Source organism: Pseudomonas sp. TMW22090 (assembly GCF_022496665.1).
Taxonomy (GTDB): Bacteria; Pseudomonadota; Gammaproteobacteria; order Pseudomonadales; family Pseudomonadaceae; genus Aquipseudomonas; species Aquipseudomonas gregormendelii.
In genome coordinates, this window is sequence record NZ_SCFH01000009.1 from 89,300 (window position 1) to 114,330 (window position 25,031).

Annotated in this window: 22 protein-coding genes; 16 read left to right on the forward strand and 6 right to left on the reverse strand. The window is 58.2% G+C overall.

Annotation, left to right across the window (positions count from 1 at the left end):
- Window position 1 precedes the first annotated feature (1 nt).
- The 4 genes from EQV97_RS23185 to EQV97_RS23200 all read left to right on the forward strand — a co-directional run bounded on the left by EQV97_RS23185 (window position 2) and on the right by EQV97_RS23200 (window position 5,348).
- Window positions 2-1,255, forward strand: coding sequence for a glycosyltransferase family 4 protein (locus EQV97_RS23185; protein WP_240890129.1), 1,254 nt, complete (start codon window positions 2-4; stop codon window positions 1,253-1,255).
- The gene (locus EQV97_RS23190; protein WP_240890130.1) at window positions 1,255-2,223 is read left to right on the forward strand and encodes an SDR family oxidoreductase; all 969 of its coding nucleotides are present in this window, start codon (window positions 1,255-1,257) and stop codon (window positions 2,221-2,223) included. The genes EQV97_RS23185 and EQV97_RS23190 overlap by 1 nt, the downstream gene beginning before the upstream one ends.
- Window positions 2,220-3,254, forward strand: a complete 1,035-nt coding sequence (locus tag EQV97_RS23195) for a glycosyltransferase family 4 protein (RefSeq protein WP_240890131.1) — start codon at window positions 2,220-2,222, stop codon at window positions 3,252-3,254. The genes EQV97_RS23190 and EQV97_RS23195 overlap by 4 nt, the downstream gene beginning before the upstream one ends.
- Window positions 3,255-3,353: 99 nt before the next feature.
- Window positions 3,354-5,348, forward strand: coding sequence for a nucleoside-diphosphate sugar epimerase/dehydratase (locus EQV97_RS23200; RefSeq protein WP_240890208.1), 1,995 nt, complete (start codon window positions 3,354-3,356; stop codon window positions 5,346-5,348).
- 127 nt (window positions 5,349-5,475) lie between these two features.
- Here the strand turns inward: EQV97_RS23200 and rfbC are convergent, their stop codons facing one another.
- Window positions 5,476-6,021, reverse strand: a complete 546-nt coding sequence (rfbC, locus tag EQV97_RS23205; RefSeq protein ID WP_225569122.1) for a dTDP-4-dehydrorhamnose 3,5-epimerase — start codon at window positions 6,019-6,021, stop codon at window positions 5,476-5,478.
- A gap of 314 nt (window positions 6,022-6,335) precedes the next feature.
- Complete coding sequence (locus EQV97_RS23210) at window positions 6,336-7,439, reverse strand: acyltransferase (RefSeq protein WP_240890132.1); 1,104 nt, start codon at window positions 7,437-7,439, stop codon at window positions 6,336-6,338.
- Window positions 7,440-7,939: 500 nt separating this feature from the next.
- Between EQV97_RS23210 and EQV97_RS23215 the strand changes: the two genes are divergently transcribed.
- From EQV97_RS23215 to fabF, 3 genes are all read left to right on the forward strand, one after another.
- Window positions 7,940-8,275 carry a helix-hairpin-helix domain-containing protein gene (locus EQV97_RS23215; RefSeq protein WP_240890133.1) on the forward strand — a complete coding sequence of 112 codons (336 nt, stop codon included), beginning with the start codon at window positions 7,940-7,942 and terminating at the stop codon, window positions 8,273-8,275.
- Window positions 8,276-8,477: 202 nt separating this feature from the next.
- Window positions 8,478-9,272, forward strand: coding sequence for an SDR family oxidoreductase (locus EQV97_RS23220; RefSeq protein WP_240890134.1), 795 nt, complete (start codon window positions 8,478-8,480; stop codon window positions 9,270-9,272).
- Window positions 9,273-9,294: 22 nt separating this feature from the next.
- Window positions 9,295-10,569 carry a beta-ketoacyl-ACP synthase II gene (gene fabF, locus EQV97_RS23225; RefSeq protein WP_122838044.1) on the forward strand — a complete coding sequence of 425 codons (1,275 nt, stop codon included), beginning with the start codon at window positions 9,295-9,297 and terminating at the stop codon, window positions 10,567-10,569.
- On the opposite strand, the gene EQV97_RS23230 is transcribed toward fabF, so the two are convergent.
- Entirely contained in the window at window positions 10,566-11,123 is a 558-nt protein-coding gene (locus EQV97_RS23230; protein WP_122838045.1) for a TetR/AcrR family transcriptional regulator, read from the reverse strand. The two genes, fabF and EQV97_RS23230, sit on opposite strands and share 4 nt — an antisense overlap.
- A gap of 187 nt (window positions 11,124-11,310) precedes the next feature.
- On the opposite strand from EQV97_RS23230, the gene EQV97_RS23235 reads away from it, so the two are divergent.
- The gene (locus EQV97_RS23235) at window positions 11,311-12,162 is read left to right on the forward strand and encodes a DUF1989 domain-containing protein (protein ID WP_240890135.1); all 852 of its coding nucleotides are present in this window, start codon (window positions 11,311-11,313) and stop codon (window positions 12,160-12,162) included.
- 57 nt (window positions 12,163-12,219) lie between these two features.
- Here the strand turns inward: EQV97_RS23235 and EQV97_RS23240 are convergent, their stop codons facing one another.
- Together EQV97_RS23240 and eat are read right to left on the reverse strand one after the other, a co-directional pair.
- Window positions 12,220-12,387, reverse strand: coding sequence for a DUF2897 family protein (locus tag EQV97_RS23240; RefSeq protein ID WP_122838047.1), 168 nt, complete (start codon window positions 12,385-12,387; stop codon window positions 12,220-12,222).
- Window positions 12,388-12,616: 229 nt separating this feature from the next.
- Window positions 12,617-13,981: an ethanolamine permease gene (gene eat / locus EQV97_RS23245; RefSeq protein WP_240890136.1), complete on the reverse strand. Its 1,365-nt coding sequence runs from the start codon at window positions 13,979-13,981 to the stop codon at window positions 12,617-12,619.
- Window positions 13,982-14,386: 405 nt separating this feature from the next.
- On the opposite strand from eat, the gene kdpF reads away from it, so the two are divergent.
- The 6 genes from kdpF to EQV97_RS23275 all read left to right on the forward strand — a co-directional run bounded on the left by kdpF (window position 14,387) and on the right by EQV97_RS23275 (window position 22,464).
- Window positions 14,387-14,476: a K(+)-transporting ATPase subunit F gene (kdpF, locus tag EQV97_RS23250; RefSeq protein ID WP_007899818.1), complete on the forward strand. Its 90-nt coding sequence runs from the start codon at window positions 14,387-14,389 to the stop codon at window positions 14,474-14,476.
- Window positions 14,477-14,484: 8 nt separating this feature from the next.
- The gene (gene kdpA / locus EQV97_RS23255; protein WP_122838049.1) at window positions 14,485-16,179 is read left to right on the forward strand and encodes a potassium-transporting ATPase subunit KdpA; all 1,695 of its coding nucleotides are present in this window, start codon (window positions 14,485-14,487) and stop codon (window positions 16,177-16,179) included.
- Between the two features lie 10 nt (window positions 16,180-16,189).
- Entirely contained in the window at window positions 16,190-18,247 is a 2,058-nt protein-coding gene (gene kdpB / locus EQV97_RS23260) for a potassium-transporting ATPase subunit KdpB (protein ID WP_240890137.1), read from the forward strand.
- 162 nt (window positions 18,248-18,409) lie between these two features.
- Window positions 18,410-18,955: a potassium-transporting ATPase subunit KdpC gene (kdpC, locus tag EQV97_RS23265; protein ID WP_122838051.1), complete on the forward strand. Its 546-nt coding sequence runs from the start codon at window positions 18,410-18,412 to the stop codon at window positions 18,953-18,955.
- Window positions 18,956-19,077: 122 nt separating this feature from the next.
- Window positions 19,078-21,729, forward strand: coding sequence for a sensor histidine kinase KdpD (locus tag EQV97_RS23270; RefSeq protein WP_240890138.1), 2,652 nt, complete (start codon window positions 19,078-19,080; stop codon window positions 21,727-21,729).
- A 36-nt stretch (window positions 21,730-21,765) separates the two neighbouring features.
- Window positions 21,766-22,464 (forward strand): response regulator, encoded by a 699-nt coding sequence (locus EQV97_RS23275; protein WP_122838620.1) that lies wholly within the window; start codon window positions 21,766-21,768, stop codon window positions 22,462-22,464.
- Window positions 22,465-22,607: 143 nt separating this feature from the next.
- On the opposite strand, the gene EQV97_RS23280 is transcribed toward EQV97_RS23275, so the two are convergent.
- Window positions 22,608-23,654, reverse strand: coding sequence for a patatin-like phospholipase family protein (locus EQV97_RS23280; protein WP_240890139.1), 1,047 nt, complete (start codon window positions 23,652-23,654; stop codon window positions 22,608-22,610).
- Window positions 23,655-23,877: 223 nt separating this feature from the next.
- Between EQV97_RS23280 and EQV97_RS23285 the strand changes: the two genes are divergently transcribed.
- Together EQV97_RS23285 and EQV97_RS23290 are read left to right on the forward strand one after the other, a co-directional pair.
- A complete protein-coding gene (locus tag EQV97_RS23285) occupies window positions 23,878-24,156 on the forward strand; it encodes a hypothetical protein (protein ID WP_045058957.1) in 279 nt (92 codons plus the stop codon).
- A gap of 45 nt (window positions 24,157-24,201) precedes the next feature.
- Window positions 24,202-24,969, forward strand: coding sequence for a CHAD domain-containing protein (locus tag EQV97_RS23290; protein ID WP_240890140.1), 768 nt, complete (start codon window positions 24,202-24,204; stop codon window positions 24,967-24,969).
- Window positions 24,970-25,031: the final 62 nt, after the last annotated feature.

A 25,031-nucleotide genomic window follows, 5' to 3' on the forward strand; every position in this document is an offset into this window, starting at 1 on the left:
CATGCCTGAGAAGAAACTGAGAATCCTGGTAGTAACGCAATATTTTTGGCCAGAAAATATGCGTATAAACGACTTGGTTCGCGATTTTACCGACAAAGGGCATTCGGTCTCCGTGCTCACGGGGCTGCCTAATTATCCTGAAGGGACCGTATTTGCTGAGTTTCAGGCGGCGCCTGAGCGTTTCGGGGATTACCATGGTGCCGAAATTGTCAGGGTGCCAATGTTGCCGCGGGGTAAACGCAGTATCAGTTTGGCACTGAATTATCTCAGTTTCTTCACCAGCGCATCAGTTGTCGGGGCGTGGAAATTGCGGGGTAAAGAGTTCGATGCAATTTTCGTGTATGCGGTATCTCCGATCATGGCAGCCATACCCGCGATAGTAATTGGCCGACTGAAGAAAGCTCCGGTGTTCGTTTGGGTCCTGGACCTCTGGCCTGAGACGCTCAGGGCTGTCGGCGTGTTGAAAAAGCCTGCATTGCTGGCAGTGGTTGGTAAAATGGTTTCATGGATTTATAACCGTACTGATTATTTGCTACTGCAGTCCCATGGGTTTTTTGAAAATGTGCAGAGATACTGTACAAGAAATATTGCTTCCGAGCGTCTAGTCTATTTTCCGAGTTGGGCCGAAGACGATTTTTCCGCAGTGGACAATCGAACTACCTCCTTGCTTTCACGTGATGAAACAGCATTCACTGTCGTGTTCGCGGGCAATCTGGGTGAAGCGCAAGATCTTCCTGCTGTGCTAGACGCAGCTGAATCCTTAGTTAACAAGGTTTCTGTGCGTTGGGTAATTGTCGGCGATGGGCGTATGAGTGAGTGGCTAAGTCAACAGGTCCATTCCAGAGGGCTTGGAAACGTTTTGCTGCTAGGTCGACATCCTCTCGAGGAAATGCCGGCTCTATTCGCGTGTGCGGATGCTTTGCTCGTCTCACTCAAAACCAATGACGTATTCGAAAAGACCATTCCCGGAAAGGTGCAGGCTTATCTTGCCTCAGGCAGGCCGTTGCTAGGCATGATAAATGGTGAGGCGGCACGAGTGATTGGGGAGTCGGGCGCCGGTCTGACATGCTCTTCCGGCGATTCGAACGGTCTGGCGGAAATAACGTTGGCTCTTGCCCAATCAGACGCGAGTCAATTAAGGGCAATGGGTGAATCAGGGCGTCAGTATTACTTGGATAACTATTCAAAGAATCGACTTTTAACCCAACTGGAAGATCTTTTTAGAACTGCCACTTTAAGAAAGGCCAGCCAATGATGCAACACTCAATCTTATTGACCGGGGCGTCTGGTTTTGTAGGCGGTGCTATTCTTAAACGTTTAATCAACGAAAAGACGCATAGTGTTTCTGCCGTTGTCCGAAAAGAATCGCAGCTCAACGTACAGGACGTACCTACACTGCGAATTGGCTCGTTTGATGGCGACACTGCGTGGACAGGAGATCTCACAAAGTTCGATGTGATTATTCACTCCGCGGCGCGAGTTCACGTCATGAATGATGTCGAATCGGATCCATTGGCTGCGTTTCGTAAAGTGAATGTCGCTGGTACGTTGAATCTTGCTCGTCAGGCGGCTGCCGCTGGTGTTCGACGATTTATCTTTATCAGTTCAATCAAGGTCAATGGCGAAGGAACGAAACCAGGTGGTTTCTACACCGGCGACGATGCTCCTGCTCCTGCCGATCCGTATGGCATTTCAAAAATGGAGGCAGAGCAGGGCCTGCGCCAACTGTCGACGGAAACCGGAATCGAAGTGGTCATTGTCCGCCCTGTTCTCGTCTACGGACCAGGCGTCAAAGCGAACTTTTTAAGTATGATGCACTGGTTGGATAAGGGAATTCCCTTACCTTTTGGCGCGATACATAATAGCCGTAGCCTCGTCGCGCTGGATAACCTGGTCGATCTCGTCGTGACCTGCATTGATCATCCTGCTGCCGCCAATCAGACGTTTCTTGTGAGCGATGGAGAGGATTTATCTACGACCCAATTGTTGACCAGAATGGCCAAGGCACTTAACAAGCCAGCGCGACTGATTCCAGTTCCCAGTTGGATGCTTGAAGGAGGCGCAGCGATGCTGGGCAAGAGAGCACTTTCCCAGCGTCTCTGTGGATCTTTGCAGGTAGATATTACAAAGACTCGTAATCTTCTGGGCTGGACCCCACCAGTGAGCGTCGATGAAGCATTGGCGGCAACCGCATTAAATTTTAGGGACAATCAACAACAATGATTTACTTGTGGCTAGTACCTGCTATCGCCTTGCTTTCCTTGTCGCTGACTGCAGCCTTACGTCGTTATGCGCTAAGTCGCAGCATTATCGATATCCCTAATGCCCGGAGTTCGCATTCAATCCCAACGCCTCGTGGTGGGGGAGTGGCGATCGTCATCGCTTTCCTCATATCGCTGCCTGTTCTTGGTTATGTGGGACTGGTTGAATGGTCTGCGCTGATTGCTGTAGGCGGCGCGGGTATTTTGGTCGCTGTGATAGGATTTATGGATGACCATGGTCACATAGCTGCCAGATGGCGGTTACTGGGCCATTTTGGCGCTGGGATATGGGCACTGGTGTGGATGGGAGGGTTTCCTCCCATAGTTATCTTCGGAATGAGCATGGAGCTTCGTTGGTTTGGGTATGTGCTGGCTGCCATCTACCTGGTCTGGCTTTTGAATCTTTACAATTTCATGGACGGAATTGATGGGATTGCCAGCATTGAAGCTTTGTGTGTTTGCCTTGGCGCATGTTTCCTGTATTGGCTCAACGGTACTCCGGCGCTGATATGGGCACCGCTGGTATTGGCCATGGCGGTTTTGGGGTTCCTCTACTGGAACTTTCCCCCCGCACGCATTTTCATGGGGGATGCCGGTAGTGGGTTCCTTGGCATTGCGTTGGGAGTGCTGTCGATTCAGGCCGCCTGGGAGTCGTCCGCTTTGTTTTGGTCATGGTTGATTCTTCTCGGCGTATTCATAGTCGACGCTACGTTCACGCTATTGCGCCGCTTGATACGAGGTGACAAGGTCTATGAAGCTCATCGCAGTCACGCTTACCAGTTTGCATCGCGGCGATTTGGCAGGCATTTGCCAGTGACTATCGCTGTGGGTGCAATAAATTTGTTCTGGTTGCTACCTATTGCTTTATGCGTGACTTACTGGGGGCTGGACGGCGCCTGCGGCCTTGTGATGGCCTACATTCCATTGATCATTATCGCTGTGAAATTCCATGCAGGGGCGCTTGAGAGCTCGGTCTCTTCCTCTGCCAGTTAAGCTATGCGAATTGATTTAACGAGTGTTGTAGTTGTCCGAATGGGTACAATGATTGCGTCATATCCAGTTTAGGAGCGGGACAAGGTGTTTGAAGCGTTTATGGAGAGGGTACGGGCTCTGTTGCTGGGGCTGCCACGCCGCCAAAAGCGACTGATACAGGTTTCGGCCGACGTCGTCCTGGTTTGGGCTGCCCTCTGGTTGGCGTTTGTGGTCCGACTTGGTATCGATGAAATGGTAAATCCGTTTCTCGCGCACACCTGGCTCTTCCTCATCGCTCCGGTGGTGGCGATACCCTTGTTCATCCGCTTTGGGATGTATCGGGCGGTGATGCGCTATTTTGGCAACGATGCACTGATCGCTATCATCAAGGCTGTAAGCCTGTCGTCGCTGATCCTAGGCGTCATCGTTTACTGGTACAGCAACCATCAGAATATCGTGCCTCGTTCAATCATCTTCAACTACTGGTGGTTGAGTCTTATCATGATTGGCGGATTACGTCTTGCGATGCGCCAATACTTCTTGGGAGACTGGTTTACGGCAGTGCAGCACGTGCCTTTTGCCAGCAGAGATGACGGTCTTCCAAGAGTGGCAATTTACGGGGCGGGCGCTGCAGGAAATCAGCTTGTTGCGGCTCTACGCATGGGCCGGGCGATGCGTCCGGTAGCATTCATTGATGACGATAACAGCATTGCCGATCGAATCATCTCGGGCCTGCACGTGTACAAGCCCAAGCACATTCAGAGAATGATCGATGTTACAGGTGCGCAGGAGGTCCTTCTTGCGATCCCGTCATCTAACAGGGGCCGTCGTCGTGAAATCCTGACCTTCCTCGAAGGCTTTCCACTGCACGTTCGAAGTGTACCGGGCTTCATGGATCTGGCCAGTGGCAGGGTCAAGGTCGATGACATACAGGAAGTGGATATTGCTGACTTGCTCGGTCGTGACTCCGTACCCGCGCAGGGAGAGTTGCTTGAGCATTGCATCAAAAGTCAGTCTGTTCTGGTTACCGGAGCGGGTGGTTCAATTGGATCGGAACTCTGCAGGCAGATTTTGGCTTTAAGGCCAACAACGCTTTTACTTCTTGATCATAGTGAGTTTAATCTCTATAGCATTTTGTCGGAGCTAGAGCAGCGCGTTACACGGGAATCGCTACCGGTTCGACTGTTACCAATCCTTGGTTCCGTACGCAATCCAGAAAAATTACTGGACGTAATGAAAACCTGGCACGTTGATACGGTTTATCATGCCGCGGCCTACAAACATGTGCCAATGGTGGAGCACAACATCGCCGAAGGCGTTCTTAATAATGTGATCGGTACACTCAACACCGCTCAGGCTGCTCTTCAGGCCGGGGTTGCTAACTTCGTTTTGATCTCTACGGACAAAGCTGTGCGGCCCACCAATGTGATGGGTAGCACCAAGCGTCTCGCGGAACTGACGCTGCAAGCGCTCAGTCGCGAGGTGGCCCCAGTACTTTTTGGTGATACTGGTAATGTGTCGCGGGTCAATAAAACCCGATTTACCATGGTCCGCTTTGGTAATGTTTTGGGATCTTCAGGTTCAGTGATTCCGTTGTTTCACAAACAGATCAAGTCAGGCGGGCCACTGACTGTTACTCACCCGAAAATCACCCGTTATTTCATGACCATTCCCGAAGCGGCGCAGCTTGTAATTCAGGCGGGGTCAATGGGGCAGGGTGGCGACGTTTTTGTGCTCGACATGGGTGAACCCGTGAGAATTGTAGAGCTGGCAGAAAAGATGATTCATCTATCTGGCTTGAGTGTCCGTTCCGAGAAGAACATTAATGGCGATATCTCCATCGAATTCACTGGATTGCGCCCGGGTGAGAAGCTCTATGAAGAGTTATTGATTGGTGACAACGTTGTTTCTACTCAGCACCCTATGATCATGAGTGCCAATGAAGATCATCTACCGTGGGAAGTGCTCAAAACCAAGTTGGCAGAATTGCTCTTGGCAGTTGAGCACGACGACTACACGCGAGTCCGGCAGTTGCTGCGCGACACCGTCAGCGGATACGCTCCTGATGGAGAAATTGTGGACTGGATCTACCAGCAACGCCGACTCGAGCCGTGACCTGTTAAAAGTTGCAACAAGGTCGTTTAGCAATAAGCGCGGCACTGTACGATGTTTCAAGCAGCTTCCTGGAAGCTGCTTTTTCTGAGACTTGAACTATTATCTCACAACGTCAGGGCCGCACTGCTTAGGGAAACAGATCCGCTTCCTGCAGGGTTTTACCTGCTTGGTCCTTAGCCGACAGTTGTGGGGTTTCATTGAGCTGCCAATCGATTGCCAGAGTCGGATCATTCCAACGAATGCAGCGCTCGGCGGAGGGGGTGTAATAATCAGTAGTTTTGTAAAGAAACTCGGCGAAGTCGCTCAGGACAATGAAGCCATGTGCGAAGCCTTCCGGAACCCAAAGCTGACGGTGATTTTCAGCCGATAGTCGAACGGCTACCCACTTTCCGAAATGCGGTGAGCTACGCCGAATATCCACCGCCACATCAAGAACCTCTCCAACTGTGACACGCACCAGCTTGCCCTGAGTGTTCTCAAGCTGATAGTGCAAGCCGCGAAGCACACCTTTTTGCGAGCGGGAATGATTGTCCTGAACAAATTTTGTGTTTAGACCAGTCGCCTCTTCGAAAGCCTTGGCGTTGAAGCTTTCATAAAAGAAGCCGCGCTCGTCACCAAACACCTTGGGTTCGATAATCAGAACACCGGGTAAGTCAGTGGTGACTACATTCATTGGTTTTCTCCAGATTTAGTGAAAAGTAAGAGACTTCGGTCCGTACTGACCAAAATGTACATATTAGAGCAAAGCCTGCGTCAGGTAATCGTATATGTGAACTCACCGAGATACGCGATTGCCTATTTTCAGCTGGATCTACCAGTGACGCCACTTCGAACCCTGTTTGTTTAGTTGAGGTGCCGGTGGTGCGGGCGTGTTGGGTGATTCCGGCGCCGCCAGCGTGGTAGAGACAGGAACCGTCAAACTCTGAGTACCTTGTGGATTTTTCTGTGTTCGATTTGTCACCGCGATCATCGCCGACTAAGCATCCCTCAATGCGCTACAGGCGTATGTGAAGAATGTCGGTCGTCCGTAGTCTGGTCAGACGGCACGATAACCTGTTCACGCATAATCGATTTGGAACGTGCCCATGCTTTCAGGAGAGGCTCTTCCAGGTAGCGCCAGGAAACGTCGGCGATAGGTATGGCCACGATGATGCCAACCACAAGCAATTGCTTGGAGTCGAATCCGTTCGAATACATTAAAGCTGCAATAGGATAGTGGTACAGATAAAGTCCGTACGATATTTTTCCGAAGTACCGCATTAGGCTATTATCGAAAATATTGTTATAGATTGAGTCGTAGTTGATCGTGAAATACAAAATCGCAATCATCGTCATGACCGATACTACTGTTTTTGGTGGCAGTGTCGTGTATGGCTGGGCATAATGGAATACGAAGGCCACCATCACAAGAATAGCCGGGCAAAAAATCAGGAGGCCGGAGAATCGGTTCTTGAAAAGCCCAACAATGAATTTGTAATCTTTTATAAGTGGAATTAGCGACCCAAGAAGAATTCCATCGAACTGCAAAAATCTGTCGCCAGCCATCCGCAGAATCCAGATTGTGATGATAGCCGCGCAGATTAAAACTGCCAGTAGCGATTTTGTCTTAATTCCACATTTCGCAAGCGTTAGCAAAATAATTGGCCATGCGATATAGAACTGCCACTCTACCGCCAAGGTCCACGTATGCTGGAGGAAAGGGATGGGATGCAAATCTTGTGCTAAGTAAATATTCGCCATGAAAATCATGCTGAGCATGCTCGTCATGTCGGCTGTTTCATTTGCTGGATAGCTGTATTTTCCAAAGCAGTAGTAAATCGCCAAGTAAAGTACGCACACGGCGAGAAATGCAGGGATTAATCGGACGATGCGATTGAGATAGAACTTGACGATATTTATGGTATTTGTTCTTTTGATCTCATTAAAAATTTGGGAAGAGATTAAAAAACCGCTCATTGTGAAAAATATATCGACGCCGATGTCGCCACTCAAAGGGATACCAAGCGTGTGATAAACAAATACTACTAAAACTGCGAATCCACGCAGCCCGTCAATTGGTGTTATTCGTGACTTTTTGGCAGTATCATTCATCAGTTAACATATCTTCCATTTTTTTCAGAATGAGTTGTCAAAACCTCCTACCTTAATTCATCGCGAATGATGCCATCTTATGGATGCATTGAGAAGCGGAGCGTCCGGCTACGGAACGGCATACGCATGGAAGTCAAAAGAATGTCAATGATGGCGCTCCTCAGTCTGTCGGGTCGGATTGAAGTCGCTGATCGATCGTCAGTATCTTATTGGAGTCATCAACGCGCTGTCTTGGTGGTGAGGGGAGATTTCATTGTTGTTTAGAGAGATATATTTTCCACTTATGCGTCGGAACGCATCATGGCGAGCTCGCTGCTGAGGTAATTTGCAGCACGGCATCCGGGATCAGCTAAGCGCTTTAAATGTGGGGTGATTAAGGGTTAACAATTATCTCACATCCCGCAACAGACACACTTTTGACAGGCTCCATACATCGCCTAAATTTGGAAGGCAGCTTCGGAGAAGCTGCTTTCCCAAATCGATGACATGGAGCTTCAACTATGCGTACTGGCTATCTCTCTTCTCTGGTTTTTGCATTCCTCACCAGCCTTTCCCTCGCCAGCCATGCGGCCCCTGCGCCGAAAGCCGAGACTGGCGCGACCACCGCAACTCAGGAAATCGCCCCTCAGCCACAGGCCGTCAAGGTCGATCTCAACACCGCCGATGCAATCACTCTACAGCGTGACCTAGTGGGTATAGGCGAAGCCAAGGCCCAAGAGATTGTTGCGTATCGTGATATGAACGGTCCATTCGCTACGGTGGACGAACTGCTCGAAGTCAAAGGGATTGGTAAGGCGATCCTGGATAAAAACCGCGAAAGGCTGGTGCTGAACTAAGCTTAACAGCGAGCTTGCAAGGCCGGTCATTGACCGGCCTTTTTGCATTCTGGCCATCGTGATTGTGCTCGCCTTTCGTCGACCCCTTGAAGATTATGACTATCATATTATCTTTAGATTATGCATATAATAAAATGGTCGCCAGTTAGCGAGCGCCATTCTCGGCCTTCCACCACTCTGAAATCCCCACAGGAGTACACCGATGACCTCCCCCCAATCTCAAGGAACAGCCCTCATCACCGGCGCCTCTTCTGGCATCGGTGCCATCTACGCCGAGCGCCTCGCCGCCCGTGGCTTCGACTTGCTGCTGGTAGCCCGCGACCAGGAACGCCTGGAAGCTGCGGCGACCAAACTGCGCGCAAGCCACGGTGTGCAGGTTGAAGTGCTGAAGGCAGACCTGACGCAAAAAGACGATGTGCTGAAGCTTGAACAACGCCTGCGCAGTGACTCCAGCATCAGCCTGCTGTTGAACAATGCCGGTGTCGCGGCGGATGGGCTGTTGGCCAATTCGGACCTGGATCAACTTGAGCGCCTGATTCAACTCAACATAACCGCCGTCACCCGGTTGGCTTCAGCAGCGGCAGCCGGTTTCGCCAAGGCGGGTCGTGGCACGATTATCAATATCGCCTCGGTCGTGGCGCTGTTTCCTGAGCGCTTCAACGCGACTTACAGCGCCAGCAAGGCATATGTGTTAAGTCTGACCCAGTCCTTGAATGCGGAACTGGATGGTACAGGCGTCAAAGTCCAGGCCGTTTTGCCGGGTGTAACCCGCACTGAGATCTGGGAGCGCTCCGGCATTGATGCATCGCAGATCCCGGCGGACATGGTGATGGAGGCGGGGGAGATGGTTGATGCTGCTCTGGCAGGGCTGGACCAGGGGGAGCTTGTCACCATTCCCTCGTTGCCCGACGCGGCCGATTGGGATGCCTTTTTAGCGGCGCGTCATGTGATGGCGCCGAATTTGTCCAAGAGCAAAGCTGCCGCACGTTACAAGTGAGGCGGCTTGAGGTGTTTGCAGTATGAGTGATCGTCGAGTGGTTGTAACAGGCATGGGCCTGGTGTCGCCTTTGGGCACGGGTGTCGACGCGGTTTGGGCGCGGCTGCTGGCGGGGCAGTCCGGGTTGCGCACGTTGCCGGACGCTGTGGTGGCCGATTTGCCGACCTCGGTAGGTGGTGTGGTGCCGTTGCTGGCTGATGATGCCGAGGCGGGGTTCGACCCGGATCGGGCGACGCCGCCCAAGGAACAGAAGAAGATGGACCGCTTTATCGTGTTTGCGATGGAAGCGGCGCGTCAGGCGCTGGAACAGGCCGGTTGGCAGGCGCTGGATGCCACTGCACAGGAGCGCACGGCGACGATCATCGGCTCGGGCGTGGGTGGTTTCGGGGCGATTGCCGATGCGGTGCGTACCACGGACAGTCGTGGGCCGCGGCGTCTGTCGCCGTTTACCATTCCGTCGTTCCTGGTCAACCTTGCGGCCGGCCATGTGTCGATTCGGCACGGCTTCAAAGGCCCGTTGGGTGCTCCGGTGACGGCGTGTGCGGCCGGGGTGCAGGCGATTGGTGATGCAGCGCGGCTGATCCGCTGTGGCGAGGCGGATATTGCGGTGTGTGGTGGAGCGGAAGCCTCGATCGATCGCGTCAGTCTTGCCGGTTTTGCGGCGGCGCGGGCCTTGTCCAGCGGCTATAACGATACGCCCGAGCGCGCTTCGCGACCGTTCGACAGTGGCCGTGACGGATTTGTCATGGGCGAGGGCGCCGGCCTTCTGGTGATCGAATCCCTGGAACATGCCCTGGCCCGTGGTGCCAAGCCCTTGGCGGAACTGGTGGGTTACGGTACCAGCGCGGATGCTTATCACCTGACCGCCGGCCCTGAAGATGGCAGCGGTGCGCGCCGGGCAATGGCCTTGGCATTGGCGCAGGCGGGTATCACTCCGGATCAGGTGCAACACCTGAATGCTCATGCGACTTCAACGCCGGTCGGCGATCTCGGGGAGCTGGCGGCGATCAAATCGTTGTTCGGCACCGAGAACAAGATCGCGGTCACAGCGACCAAGTCGGCTACCGGGCATCTACTGGGTGCAGCGGGCGGGATCGAGGCGATTTTCACCTTGTTGGCGATTCGTGATCAGGTGGCGCCGGCCACGCTCAACTTCGACAACCCGGACCCGGTCACCGAAGGCGTGGACATTGTCCATGGCCAGGCGCGGCCGATGGCGATCGAGTACGCGCTGTCCAACGGCTTCGGCTTCGGCGGGGTCAATGCCAGCGTGCTGTTCAAGCGCTGGCAGGGCTAGTCCCGGGACTGCTTCAAGTGTTGGCGTGTGACGTCGAGGATCCGCTGGGCCAGCCCGGGGTTCTCGACGCTGCGTGATAACAGCAGTGCTCCTACCAGGGTCGACATGATGACAATGCTGCGGTCGTCGGCATGTTCGCCCTCCAGCGTGCCTTGCACTTGTTCAAGCCTGGCGTTGAGGACGGCATCAGTGGTCGGGCTCGGCTGACCGCGCAAGCCCAGCTCGGAGGACATGGTCGGCAGCGGGCAGCCTTGGTGGGGCGAAGTCTGGTGCCACTCGGACAGATAACTGTCGATGAACGCGTCCAGTGGTCGTTCCTCAGCGAACAACATGGCGCAGTGCGCGTCGAGTTCTTCGCCGGCCGCCTGCAGGGCCTTCTCCACCAGTTCGTCCTTGGACGAAAAGTGGGAATAGAAGCCGCCGTGGGTCAGGCCCAATGCTTTCATCAGGGGTTGCAGGCCGGTCGCGCCAATACCGTCACGTCGGAAGCGTGCGGCAGCTTCCTTGATGATGCGTTGATGGGTTTGGGCTTTGTGATCCTGCGAGTAACGCATCTGAAAATCTCCACGGCAATACTTCATCTTAACCAAGGAAGCTTAGATGGTGACTGTCTTCTATTCCTAAAAAACCACCCGGATGCTTCAAAGCGCAACCTGGCATGAATAGTGTTTGCTCGCCTGCAGACTTTTACCAATCCGGGACCGCTGAGCCTTGGCGGTCCACCTGAGCGAGGAGACGATCATGTTCAAAGATTACCCAGCGGCCTATCAGGTCAGCAAAGGTGCGGCTTTGCAGGTGGACACCGCGTTTTACAATCGAATTCGTGAGGCGCAGGACGCTCGCACGCTGATCGAGCAATTTGAGGTGCCGATTCGCACCGGGCGCGCATGGCATGTCCCGGCTGGGCATGTGTTTCGAGTTACCACACCGGTCGGCCCGCAAGTGGGTGATTTTAACGTCTGGAATGCCAACGATCCCCGCGAACGCCTATGGGCGGCCCGCACCCGGCAGCTCCAAGGTGCCCATGTCAGTACCCATGACCGGCTGTGGTCGAACCTGCCCTTTTTGCGGCCATTGGTGACCATCACCGATGACAGCCTGGCCGCTTACGGCGTCGACGAACACGGTGGCCGCTTGCACGACCTGCTGGGCACGCGTTGCGATCCCTATGTGAACAAAATGCTCACGGGCGAGGATTTTCACCATCATTGCCATTCGAACCTGACCCGTGCCGTGTTACCCCATGGTCTGACCGAGTTTGACGTGCACGACGTATTGAACATTTTCCAATGCACGGGCCTCAATCATGACGACATGTACTTCATGAAAGCCTGTCCGGCGCAGAAGGGCGACTACCTGGAATTCTTTGCCGAGATTGATCTGCTGTGTGCGCTGTCGACCTGCCCGGGAGGGGATTTGTCTTTGCCGATGTGGGGGCCGGACGCGCAGGATCCGTTGAGCGTATGTCGTCCGCTTGGAGTGGAGATTTATCGGTTGGAAGATGAGTTGCTGGAAGGTTGGAGCCAGCCCGAGCGTGCTGCATACAACGGGATTCACGGCCTGCACATCGCCAAGGCAGACTGGGAAAAATAAAAAAGATCACAGCCCCGGTAGGAGCTGCCGAAGGCTGCGATCTTTTGATCTTAAGGTTCAGCGATCTTTCGCTTCCTTGGCGTCCATGTCCGCATTGCGTTCGGCGACGCGTTTACGTTGCTCGTCGGTGAGTTCGACCTTGTGGGCAGTGTCACGCAGCATCATCAGACCACCGACGATCGAGCCGATTGCAACAACCAGAATCAACCAGGCATACCAGGGCATAGGGCTCTCCTTGAGGGGCAGGCCGGCAGGCGGATTTCGCCGGCCTATCGTGCATACCACTTTGAGCGATTGTTCTTCGCAGTGGTTCCATTGTAGGCCTGTTATGGCGGGCACGTAGGAGCTGCCACAGGCTGCGGTCTTTTGACTTTTGCGTCATTACGAACGCCGAAGATCAAAAGATCGTCCGATCGCGGCCCGAACCTCCGGCAGCTCCTACCGGGAGGACGGCTTACAACCCCGTCAGCATCGCATCGGCCGGTGCATCGGCGCGCAGTTGTGCCGTCAGCATGAAGTACACGAACCCCACCGCCATGAAGCCGAGGAAGATCAGCCCGATCAAGGTGTTGAACCAGGCCATCGCCACCAGGCATACCAGCGCCAGCAGCAGCGCAATCATCGGTACCAGCGGGTAGCACGGCGCGCGGAATGTGCGCTCCAGGTTCGGCTCGGTTTTACGCAGCTTGAACAGGCTGAGCATGCTCATGATGTACATGACGATTGCCCCGAATACCGCCATGGTGATCATCGCAGCGGTGAGGGTCATCCCGCCGAGGTTGATCAGGCCATCGCTGTAGATCGCCGCGATACCGATCACACCACCTGCAAGAATCGCGCGGTGTGGAGTCTGGAAGCGTGACAGTTTGGCCAGGGACTTTGGCAGGTATCCGGCGCGCGCCAAGGCAAAGAACTGGCGCGAATACCCAAGGATGATGCCGTGAAAACTCGCCACCAGGCCGAACAGGCCGATCCACACCAGCATGTGCAGCCAGCCGGAGTTTTCGCCGACCACGGTTCTCATGGCTTGCGGCAGCGGATCGTTGATGTTGGACAAGGTGCGCCAGTCGCCAACGCCACCGGCAAAGAACATTACGCCCATTGCCAGCAACACCAGGGTCAGGATGCCGCTGATGTAGGCCTTGGGAATGGTGCGCTTGGGGTCCTTGGCTTCTTCGGCGGCCATGGCTGCGCCCTCGATGGCGAGGAAGAACCAGATGGCGAACGGGATGGCGGCAAACATGCCGGCGATGGCCGGGGCGCCGAATACATCCGAACCGGCCCAGCCATTGAGTGCGAAGTTGCTGAAACTGAACGCCGGTGCGACCACCCCCATGAACACCAGCAGCTCGGCAACGGCCAGTACGCAGACGACCAGCTCAAAAGTCGCGGCCAGTTTCACCCCGAGGATGTTCAGCCCCATGAACACGATGTAGGCACCCACCGCCGCATGCTTGGGATCGAGCGCCGGGAATTGCACGTTAAGGTAAGCGCCAATCGCCAGGGCAATGGCCGGTGGGGCGAAGACGAATTCGATCAACGTCGCCAGCCCGGCGATCAATCCGCCTTTTTCGCCGAAGGCCCGGCGGCTGTAGGCAAAAGGCCCACCGGCGTGGGGAATCGCGGTGGTCAGCTCGGTGAAGCTGAAGATGAAGCAGGTGTACATGGTGGCGACCATGAAGGAAGTCACCAGAAACCCCAGCGTCCCGGCGACGCCCCAGCCGTAACTCCAGCCGAAATACTCTCCGGAAATCACCAGCCCGACCGCAATGCCCCACAGGTGCAGAGTACCCAGCGTGGGTTTAAGTTGTGTGTTCATGCGTTTGCTCCCTGAACGGTTTGGAAAGCTCGGGGGAGGGCGTGTGCAGTGGGCGTGCCAGTGTGGTAATTGCCGTCGTAAAGGGCGAAAAAACGTCGCACCAAGGATGTTTGTTGCTGAATGTGTACTGGTTGTGCGCCAGTGAGGGGCGATGCTGGCAGTTATGCCGCCTTCGCGGGCAAGCCCGCTCCTACAGTTGGGCTGCTTCAGTCCTGACACCGCGAGCCCCTGTGGGAGCGGGCTTGCCGGCGAAGGCGCCAGTACTGGCAGCGCTGTAACGCCCGCATAAACCCACTCTTTACGCTTTCTTTATCCTCCGCCACACCCCTCGATCTCGTTCCTTTACAGCCTCTCTCCCGACAATACCTCCACACGCGGCAATACGCCGTAACACGGAGAACTTCCATGAGCGTTCTGGACGGAGTGTCACTGCTGCTGGCAGTGGGGCTGTTCATTTATCTGTTGGTTGCGCTGTTGCGCGCGGACCGGAACTAGGAGCGGGTATGCACAGTTATGACTATTGGCTGATCCTCGCATTCTTCGCATTGGTGCTTGTGCCTGCGCCGTTTCTGGGTCGGTTCTACTACAAGGTGATGGAAGGGCAGCGCACCTGGCTGACGCCGGTGCTTGGGCCGGTGGAGCGCGGTTGTTATCGGGTGGCGGGGGTTGATCCGCAGGCCGAACAGAGTTGGCAGAAGTATGCGTTGGCGCTGCTGGCGTTCAACCTGGCCGGCTTTGTGCTGTTGTTTGCGATTCTGCTGTTCCAGGACTATCTGCCGCTCAACCCGCAGCAGTTGCCGGGTCAGGAGTGGACTCAGGCGTTTAACACCGCCGTCAGCTTCATGACCAACACCAACTGGCAGTCCTACAGCGGCGAAGCGACGCTCAGTTACCTGAGCCAGATGGTCGGCCTCACCGTGCAGAACTTTGTCAGCGCCGCCACCGGCCTGGCTGTGCTGGTCGCCCTTTGTCGTGGTATTGGGCGCAAGTCCACCAAGACCCTGGGTAATTTCTGGGTCGACATGACCCGTGCCACCCTTTACGGCTTGCTGCCGCTTTGCCTGCTGCTGGCGCTGTTCCTGGTGTGGCAGGGCGTGCCGCAGACTTTCGCTCACTACGTGAATGCCGTAACGATGCAGGGTGTCGATCAGGTGATTCCGCTGGGCCCGGCCGCCAGCCAGATTGCGATCAAGCAGTTGGGCACCAACGGCGGCGGCTTCTTTGGCGTTAACTCGGCGCATCCGTTCGAGAACCCGACGGCGTGGAGCAATCTGTTCGAATTGGCGTCGATCATTTTGATTCCGGTGGCCCTGGTCTTTACTTTCGGCCACTACGTGAAGGACCTGCGTCAGAGCCGCGCGATCATTGCCTGCATGCTGGCGCTGTTCCTCATTGGTGGCGCCACCTCGTTGTGGGCTGAGTACCAGCCGAACCCGAGCCTCAACAACGCGGCGGTGGAACAGACCGCGCCGCTGGAAGGCAAGGAAGCGCGCTTTGGTACCACCGGTTCGGTGCTGTGGTCGGTGACGACGACGTCGGCGTCCAACGGTTCGGTCAACGCGATGCACGACAGCCTCAACCCTCTCAGCGGCATGGTCGCGCTGGTCAACATGATGGTCGGCGAGGTGATCTTCGGCGGTGTAGGGGCCGGGCTCTACGGCATGCTGCTGAACGTGCTGATCGCCGTGTTCCTGGCGGGGCTGATGATCGGCCGCACGCCGGAATACCTCGGCAAGAAACTCCAGGCCAGGGAAGTGCAGTTGCTGGTGGTGACCCTGCTGGTGATGCCGGTCGGCGTGCTGGTGCTGGGCGCGATTGCCGCCAGCCTGCCAGGGCCGGTCGCGGCGGTGAGCAACCCTGGGGCGCATGGTTTCAGCCAGTTGCTCTATGCCTACACCTCGGCCAGCGCCAACAACGGCTCAGCCTTCGCCGGCTTCGGCGCCAACACGCCGTTTCACAACCTGATGCTCGGTCTTGGCATGTTGATCGGTCGCTTCGGCTACATCCTGCCCGTGCTGGCGCTGGCTGGCAGCCTGGCGCTGAAGAAAGCCGCGCCGGTCAGCCCGAACAGCTTCCCCACCCATGGCCCGCTGTTCGTGACCTTGTTGACGGTGACCATTTTGCTGGTGGGTGGCTTGACCTTCCTGCCGACCTTGGCACTGGGGCCTATCGCCGAACACTTGAGCCTGGGTTTCTAAGGAGCTGATGATGAATATGCCCGCAACCAAACCGGCTGCCGTCAAGGCGCCGGAACAACCGAAAACCGCGATCTCGGCCCTGTGGCGCCCGGCGCTGGTGCAAGCCTTCGTCAAGCTTGACCCGCGCCAGTTGCAGCGTGCGCCGGTGATGTTGGTGGTGGAACTTACCGCCATCCTGACCACTGTGCTGTGCTTCATTCCGGATCCGGCAGTGCCGACGTTTGTCGCCGCGCAAATTGCCCTGTGGCTGTGGTTCACCGTGCTGTTCGCCAACTTCGCCGAAGCCTTGGCCGAAGGTCGTGGCAAGGCTCGCGCCGACAGCTTGAAGGCAGGCAGCGAGGGTCTGAGTGCCCGGCGCAAAACCGCCGATGGCAGCTTTCAAATCGTGCCGGCCACCAGCCTGCGCAAAGATGACGTAGTACGCGTCGAAGCCGGGGAAATGATCCCCGGTGACGGCGAGGTGATCGAAGGCATCGCGGCGGTCAACGAGGCGGCGATTACCGGTGAGTCGGCGCCGGTCATTCGCGAGTCGGGTGGGGATCGTTCGGCGGTGACCGGCAACACCCGGCTGGTGTCGGACTGGTTGCTGGTGCGAATCACGGCCAACCCCGGTGAGTCGACGCTCGATCGCATGATTGCCCTGGTCGAAGGTGCCAAACGCCAGAAAACCCCGAATGAAGTCGCCCTCGACATCCTGCTGATCGGCCTGACGCTGATCTTCCTGCTGGTGGTCGTGACCCTGCAACCCTTCGCCCATTTCGCCAATGGCAGCCTGCCGTTGGTGTTCCTCGTGGCGTTATTGGTCACGCTGATTCCGACCACCATTGGCGGTTTGTTGTCCGCCATCGGTATTGCCGGGATGGACCGCCTGGTGCGCTTGAATGTGATCGCCAAGTCCGGTCGCGCCGTGGAAGCGGCGGGGGATGTACACGTGCTGTTGCTGGACAAGACCGGCACCATCACGTTCGGCAACCGTCGCTGCACGGCGGTGTGTGCGGCGCCGGGAGTGAGCGGCAGGGAATTGGCCGAAGGTGCACTGTTCGCCTCCCTGGCCGATGACACGGCGGAAGGCAAGTCCATCGTCGAATACCTGCGTGGCTTGCATCCACAGCCAGAGCCGTCGCCTGAGACCCTGACGAGCGTGCCGTTCAGTGCCGAAACCCGCCTCTCCGGCGTTGACTATCAGGGCCGCGTTTATCGCAAGGGTGCGGTGGATTCGGTGCTGGCGTTTGTCGGCCTGAAACGCGCCGACCTGGCACCGGCGCTGTCCCGGGAAATCGACAAGATCGCCCAAAGCGGTGGCACGCCGCTGCTGGTGTGTGCCGACGGCAAACTGCTCGGCGCGATCCACCTCAAGGACGTGGTCAAGCCCGGCATCCGCGAGCGTTTTGCCGAACTGCGCAAGCTGGGCATTCGTACGGTGATGGTGACCGGCGACAACCCGCTGACGGCCGCGGCGATTGCAGCTGAAGCAGGCGTCGACGACGTGCTGGCCGAAGCCACGCCAGAGAAAAAACTGGCGCGCATTCGGCATGAGCAGAACGACGGTCGGCTGGTGGCGATGTGCGGCGACGGTGCCAACGATGCTCCGGCCCTGGCCCAGGCTGATGTCGGTATGGCAATGAACGACGGGACCCAGGCGGCACGCGAGGCGGCGAACATGGTCGACCTCGACAGCGACCCGACCAAGCTGCTGGACGTGGTGCAAATCGGCAAGGAATTGCTGGTGACCCGTGGTGCGCTGACGACCTTTTCCATCGCCAACGACGTGGCCAAATACTTCGCGATCCTGCCGGCGCTGTTCGCCACGATCTATCCGCAACTAGGCGTGCTCAACATCATGCACCTGAGCAGCCCGCAGAGCGCGATTCTCTCGGCGATTGTGTTCAACGCCTTGATCATCGTGGTGCTGATCCCGCTGGCGTTGCGCGGTGTGCGGGTGCAGGCAGCCAGTGCGGCGGCGTTATTGCGGCGCAACCTGTTGATTTACGGGCTGGGCGGGATTGTGGTGCCGTTTGTGGGGATCAAGGCGATCGACATGCTGTTGACGGCGTTGCATCTGGTTTGACCGCTTGTGTGGGAGCCAGCCTGCTGGCGATGGAAGTTAACGATGACGCGTTCTGTCTGGATGAGCGCGTTGAGCTCAAGTTTTTCGTGAGCAAGCTCGCCCCTACAGGGGCAGTTTGCTCACGAACCACAGAATTTGTTACCGGAATTCGAGGAATCTGAAATGTCCACAATGATCCGCCCGGCTTTGAGCCTGCTCGTTCTCATGACCCTGATCACCGGCGTTGCCTATCCCCTGGTTGTCACCGGTGTGGCCCAGGTCGCATTCCCCAGCCAGGCCAACGGCAGTCTGGTGCAGGACGCCAGTGGCAAGGTGCGAGGCTCTGCACTGATCGCCCAGGATTTCACCGGTGACGCCTGGTTCCATCCACGACCTTCAGCCGGTGCCTTTGCCACGGTTGCCAGTGGTGCCAGCAACTTCGCGCCAAGCAACCCGGCGCTCGCGACCCGGGTGGTCGACGAGGCCAACAAACTGCTGGTGCCCGGCCAGGGACCGGTGCCCTTGGCGCAACTGACCACTTCCGGCAGCGGCCTCGATCCGCACTTGCCTCCTGCGGCGATTGCCTATCAACTGGCGCGTGTTGCGGCGGCGCGTCAGTTGCCGGTGTCGACGGTTGAGCAATTGATGAATGCGCATATCGAGCAACCGCTGGTGGGCCCGCCGGTGGTGAATGTGTTGGCGTTGAATATTGCGCTGGAAAAGCTGTAGATCAAAAGATCGCAGGCTGCGCCAGCTCCTACACGAATCGTGACGGCAACACCGTAGGAGCTGCCGAAGGCTGCGATCTTTTCATGGCAACCCCCATTCCAAGTCGAACAAGGCAATAACATATGAGCAACTCCGGTCGCGCCGACGCACTGCTAGCAGACCTGCCCCGTGACGGGCGTGGCCGGCTCAAGGTTTTCCTTGGCGCCGCCCCGGGTGTCGGCAAGACCTACGCCATGCTGCAGGCGGCCCATACCCAGCTGCGCCAGGGCGTGAAAGTCATCGCCGGGGTGGTCGAAACCCACGGCCGCGCCGAAACCGAAGCGCTGCTCGGCGGCTTGCCGCAGCAACCGTTGGTGCGCTCGGAATACCGTGGCGTGATGCTCGAGGAAATGGACCTCGACGGCCTGCTCGCGGCCAAACCCAAGCTGGTGCTGGTGGACGAACTGGCCCACAGCAACGCCCCCGGCAGCCGTCACGCCAAGCGCTGGCAGGACATCCAGGAACTGCTCTCTGCCGGTATCGACGTGTTCACGACCGTCAACGTCCAGCACCTGGAAAGCCTCAATGACCAGGTGCGTGGCATCACCGGCGTGCAGGTTCGCGAGACGTTGCCGGACTGGGTGCTGCAGGAAGCCTATGAACTGCTGCTGATCGACTTGCCGCCGCGGGAATTGCTCGAGCGTCTGCGCGACGGCAAAGTCTATGTGCCGGAGCAGGCACGGGCGGCCATCGATGCGTTTTTCACCCAGACCAACCTCACTGCCTTGCGTGAACTGGCCATGCAGACTGCCGCCGCGCAAGTCGACAATGACCTGGCCCAGGGCTATCGGCAACTGGGCCAGGATGCGCCGGCTGTGCGCGGTCGGTTGCTGGTGGGGGTCGATGGCGATGAGCAGGCCGAGCGCCTGGTGCGGCATGCCAGCCGGGTCGCCCAGCGTCGCCACCTGCCGTGGAGCCTGGTGCATGTGGACAACGGCAGCGCGGGCGACGAACAGGCACGCCTGCGCCTGCAAAGTGCCCAGCAACTGGCCGAACGCCTAGGGGGCGAGGTGGTGTTGCTGCGAGCTGGCGAGGTCGCGAAGACCCTGATCCAGCATGCCGGCGAACGTCGCGCCAGCCTGATCCTGGTGGGGCAATCCCGGCAGCGTTGGCGCCGGCGCCTGTTCGGGGGTGGCCTGGCGTCGCGGCTGTTGCGCAACGCGCGCGGGCTGGAAATCAACGTGCTCGACAGCGATCACGCGCAACATTCGCCACGCCCGCGTTCGACCCAGCCACTGGTGTGGTTCGACTATGCGCTGGCGCTGGTCGCGACCGTGCTCGCCACTGCCTTGGCCTGGGCCGTAGCCAGTGTGTTGCCGCTGCCCAACATCTCCCTGGTGTTCCTCGCGGCCGTGCTGCTGGTGGCCGTGCGCAGCAGTCTTGGCCCGGCGCTAGCCTGCGCGGCGCTGTCATTCCTGACCTATGACTTCCTGTTCATTCCACCGAATTTTTCCTTCAGCATCCAGCGCGAAGAAGACGTGCTGACCTTGTTGTTTTTCCTGTTGATGGCCGCACTCACCGGCAACCTCGCGGCGCGTCAGCGTCGACAATTGCAGGCGCTGCGCGATACCCAGGAAGAGACCAGCGAACTGCTCGACCTGTCGCGCAAACTCACCGCTGCCACTGATCGCCAGGCGGTAGTCAGCGCGGCGGCGCAGCACCTCAATGGCTGGAGCGACGTACAACTGTGCCTGCTCAATCGCGACGGGCAGGCGGGCTGGAAAGTTGAAACCGGTGGCCCGTTGACCTTCACCGAAGCCGAACGCGCAGCGGCCGACTGGGCCTGGCAACACGATCAACCGGCGGGTGCGGGAACCGGGACTTTGCCGATGGGACGCTGGTGGTGGTGGCCGTTGTCGGTAGAGGACGGACCGCTGGCGCTGCTCGGCGTCTGCGCCAGGGAAGGCCATACCTTGAGCGGCCAGCGCCGCCGCCTGCTGACCGCCTTGAGCCAGCCACTCGCCCAGGCACTGGCCCGTGCGCAACTGGCCCAGGACCTCGAGGCGGCGCGTCTGCACGGTGAAACCGAGCAACTGCGCAGTGCCTTGCTGGCCTCGGTGTCCCACGACCTGCGCACGCCGCTGACCTCGATGCGCGGCAGCATCGACAGCCTGCTGGCGCTCGGCGAAGCGATTCCGCTGGAAGACCGCCGCGAACTGCTCGAAGGCACTCGCGACGAAGCCGAACGCCTCGATCGTTACATCCAGAACCTGCTGGACATGACCCGCCTGGGCCACGGTGCGTTGAAGCTGGCGCGGGACTGGGTGTCGCCGGCAGACATCGTCGGCAGCTCGCTCAATCGCCTGCGTGCGGTGCTCGCGCCGCTGCAGGTCAGCACCGAAGTGCCCCCGGAGTTGCCGCTGCTCTACGTGCACGCGGCGCTGATCGAGCAGGCGCTGGTAAACGTACTGGAAAACGCCGCGCGGTTTTCCCCGCCTCAGGGCCGCCTGCAGTTGAGCGCTGGCGCCAATGAAAGCGAGTTGTTTTTCTCGGTCAGCGACGAAGGGCCAGGGATTCCGGAGGACGAGCGGGCAAAGATTTTCGACATGTTCTACACCGCCGCACGGGGGGATCGGGGCGGGCAGGGCACCGGGCTTGGCCTGGCGATTTGCCAGGGGATGGTGGGCGCTCATGGCGGGCGGATCAGTGTCGCGGACGGGATCGAGGGCCGGGGCACCTGCATCACCCTGCATCTGCCACTGCAAGAACAGCCGGACGTTGAAAGTGAAGCCTGATACCCTTTGGATCTCTCTATGCCGCGATCAGAATTCATGAGCCAGACCGCGACCATCCTGGTCATCGACGACGAACCACAGATCCGCAAATTCCTGCGCATCAGCCTGGTTTCCCAAGGTTATAAAGTGCTGGAAGCCGGAACCGGTACCGAGGGGCTGGCGCAGGCCGCGTTGAGTAAACCTGACTTGCTGGTGCTCGACCTCGGCCTGCCGGACATGGACGGCCAGCAGGTGCTGCGCGAGTTTCGCGAGTGGTCGACGGTGCCGGTGCTGGTGCTGTCGGTGCGTGCCGGCGAGGGACAGAAAGTCGAGGCGCTGGACGGCGGTGCGAATGATTACGTGACCAAGCCGTTCGGCATCCAGGAATTCCTGGCCAGGGTCCGCGCGCTGTTGCGCCAGGCTCCAGCTGGGGAATCGCAGCAGGCGGCACTGAGCTTTGGCCCGCTGACCGTGGACCTGGCCTACCGCCGGGTGCTGCTCGACGGCGCCGAAGTCGCATTGACCCGCAAGGAGTACGCAGTGCTGGCGCAACTGGCCCGGCATCCGGGGCGGGTGATTACCCAGCAGCAATTACTCAAGGATATCTGGGGGCCGACGCACACCGAGGACAGTCACTATTTGCGCATTGTGGTGGGGCATCTGCGCCAGAAACTGGCCGATGACCCCACCCAGCCGCGCTTTATTGTGACTGAGGCGGGGGTGGGGTATCGGTTGCTGGGTGGGGACAGCCTTTAACATTCGTATTGAATGTCCTGGCCCCATCGCGGGCAAGCCCGGCTCCCACAGGTTCGAGGTTGTTCACAAAAATTGTGTATCAACTCATAACCTGTGGGAGCCGGGCTTGCCCGCGATGAGGCCCTGGAATCCTGCACAAGTCTTCAGGGACTGCGACCCTGTTCCTCCTCATACCGATCCAGCGTATCGCGCGCAATTTCCCGCCCCAGCGCGATCAATTCCGGCGCCTTGTAGAACTCGAAGAACCGGCACACCCGCTTCGGCACGTTGATCAGGATATCCGGCGGATACCCGGCAATCTTGTACTGCGCCAACGAAGTCTGCATCACCTCGAAACTCTGGTTGATCAAATCCAGCAGCGACGCCGGCCCGACGTTATCGATAATGAACGACCCGGTGGCGGACTTCGGCGCACCACCGGCCTCCGGAGCGGCGGCCGGTTGCTGGGCTTCAGGCTCGGCGGATTCGATCCACGGATTGATATCCGCCCCTTGCGCCCTCAGTGCTTCTTTCTCCAGCGCCAGCAATTGCTCGGCCTGCGTGCGTCGGAACGGCAACTTCGACCCCAGCGAATTGATCAGGCTGTCGAAACGACTTTTGAACGCAGGCGGGCGCGGGATCACCGGCAGCTGATAATGCCGCTGGTTGGTGGAGTTGAGATTGACCGCGATGATCAGGTCGCAATGGCTCGAGACCACCGGCACGATCGGCAGCGGGTTGAGTATCCCGCCGTCGACCAGCATGCGATTGCCTTGCATCACCGGGGTGAACAGGCTGGGGATCGCCGCCGAGGCGCGCATGGCCTGGTGCAGGCAGCCTTCCTGGAACCAGATTTCCTGCTGGTTGGTCAGGTCGGTGGCCACCGCCGTGTAGGGAATCCGCAGCTCCTCGATGTTGATCTCGCCGACGATCTTGCGAATCTGCCCGAACACTTTTTCGCCGCGAATCGCCCCCAGGCGGAAACTCACGTCTACCAGACGCAACACGTCGAGGTAGTCCAGGCTCTCGATCCAGTTGCGGTAATCCTCGAGTTTGCCGGCGGCGTAGATCCCGCCGACCACCGCGCCCATGGAGCAACCGGCGATGCACGCGATGTCGTAGCCTCGCCGTTCGATCTCCTCGATGACGCCGATATGGGCATAACCCCGGGCGCCACCTGATCCCAGTACCAGTGCGACACGCTTTTTCATGAATCGCCCTCGTCTGACAAGGTTCAACAATGCACCCAACGAGGGGGGCGCTTCAATCGCCAAGGTCGTTCAGGCAGGCGAAGACGTCGTTTTTTCGACACTCCATGGCGGCGCAAGGGTATCTTGCTCAGCGCGACAGTTTCAGCAAGGCGCTCAAGGCACTTTTCAAGCGCCAGACCGTCTTACCTGCACGACTGTTTTCCTATTTTTTGAGGTGTAAGTGATGAAAGCCTGGATCTGTGTACCCTTGATTGCCCTGGCACTGGCCGGCTGTGCCGGCAAGACCGCCTACCGCGACAGCTGCGGCAGTGGCATCGATGCGGCGTGGCATGAGCTGGACCTGGCCAAGGCGGAAGGGTTTGCCGGCACCGTCAGCTACTCCAAGGCGCTGTCGTTGCTGACCGGTGCGAAGACCCAGCAGCAATTCGAGGCATTCGAAGGCTGCACCAAGAAAGCCGAAAAAGCGCGCTTCTACATTCGTGAGTCACGCGCCGGTCGTTGAGGCATGATGCAAGGCTGAGGCGCCATTGGAAAAAAGGAGCAAGCGATGTCCGGGTTGGTTGATCGGTTAGTGGCTCATGTGATGGGCCTTGAAGTCGGTGTGATGGCGAGTCAGGCGCGCCTGGAGGCACGCACCGACCCTGAGGCCCTGCACGATCTGCGCACTACGGTGCGCCGTCTGCGCAGCCTGCTGCGGCCCTTGCGCGGCTTGCCCGGCGTCGCTCAGCTGGAAGCGGCGGCGTCGCGGGTCGGCGACCTGACCACGCCGCTGCGCGACCGCGAGGTGTTGGCGGCGTACCTGCTCTTGCACGATCAACCGCAAGCGGCGCAACGGCGCATGGCGCAAATGGCCGAGGCGTATCCTGCAGTCGCCGCCAGCGCCGAGCTGGCGCAACTGCTGCAGATCCTCGACGCGTTTCCGCGATTCCTGCGGGCGTCCCAGCGCCAGGGACTGCTCAAGGGCCTGCGCCCAAACATCGAAAAGCGCCTGGCGAAACAGTGGAAAAAACTCGACACCGCCCTGCACGATCCCGCCCACGACCGCCATCGCCTGCGACTGCTGATCAAGCGCGTGCGCTATGGGATCGAGGCCTATCCTGAACTGGACCGCTTGCCCAAGGCCGCACTGCCGCGCCTGAAAGCTGCGCAAGCGGCCCTGGGTGACTGGCACGACTGCTGGCAGTGGCTGGCGCGCGCCGAGCACGAGGCCGATCTGCAACCCTGCATCAGCACCTGGCAAACCACCATGGCCAAGGCCGAAAGCCGCGCCGACCGGGTGCTGGACAAGCTCAGTGGGGACTGCTTCAAGTCCTGACAACCGGCATCGCTACCGCGAGCTGCGACCTCCTGACTCGGCATCCCACCCCCCCCGTAGGA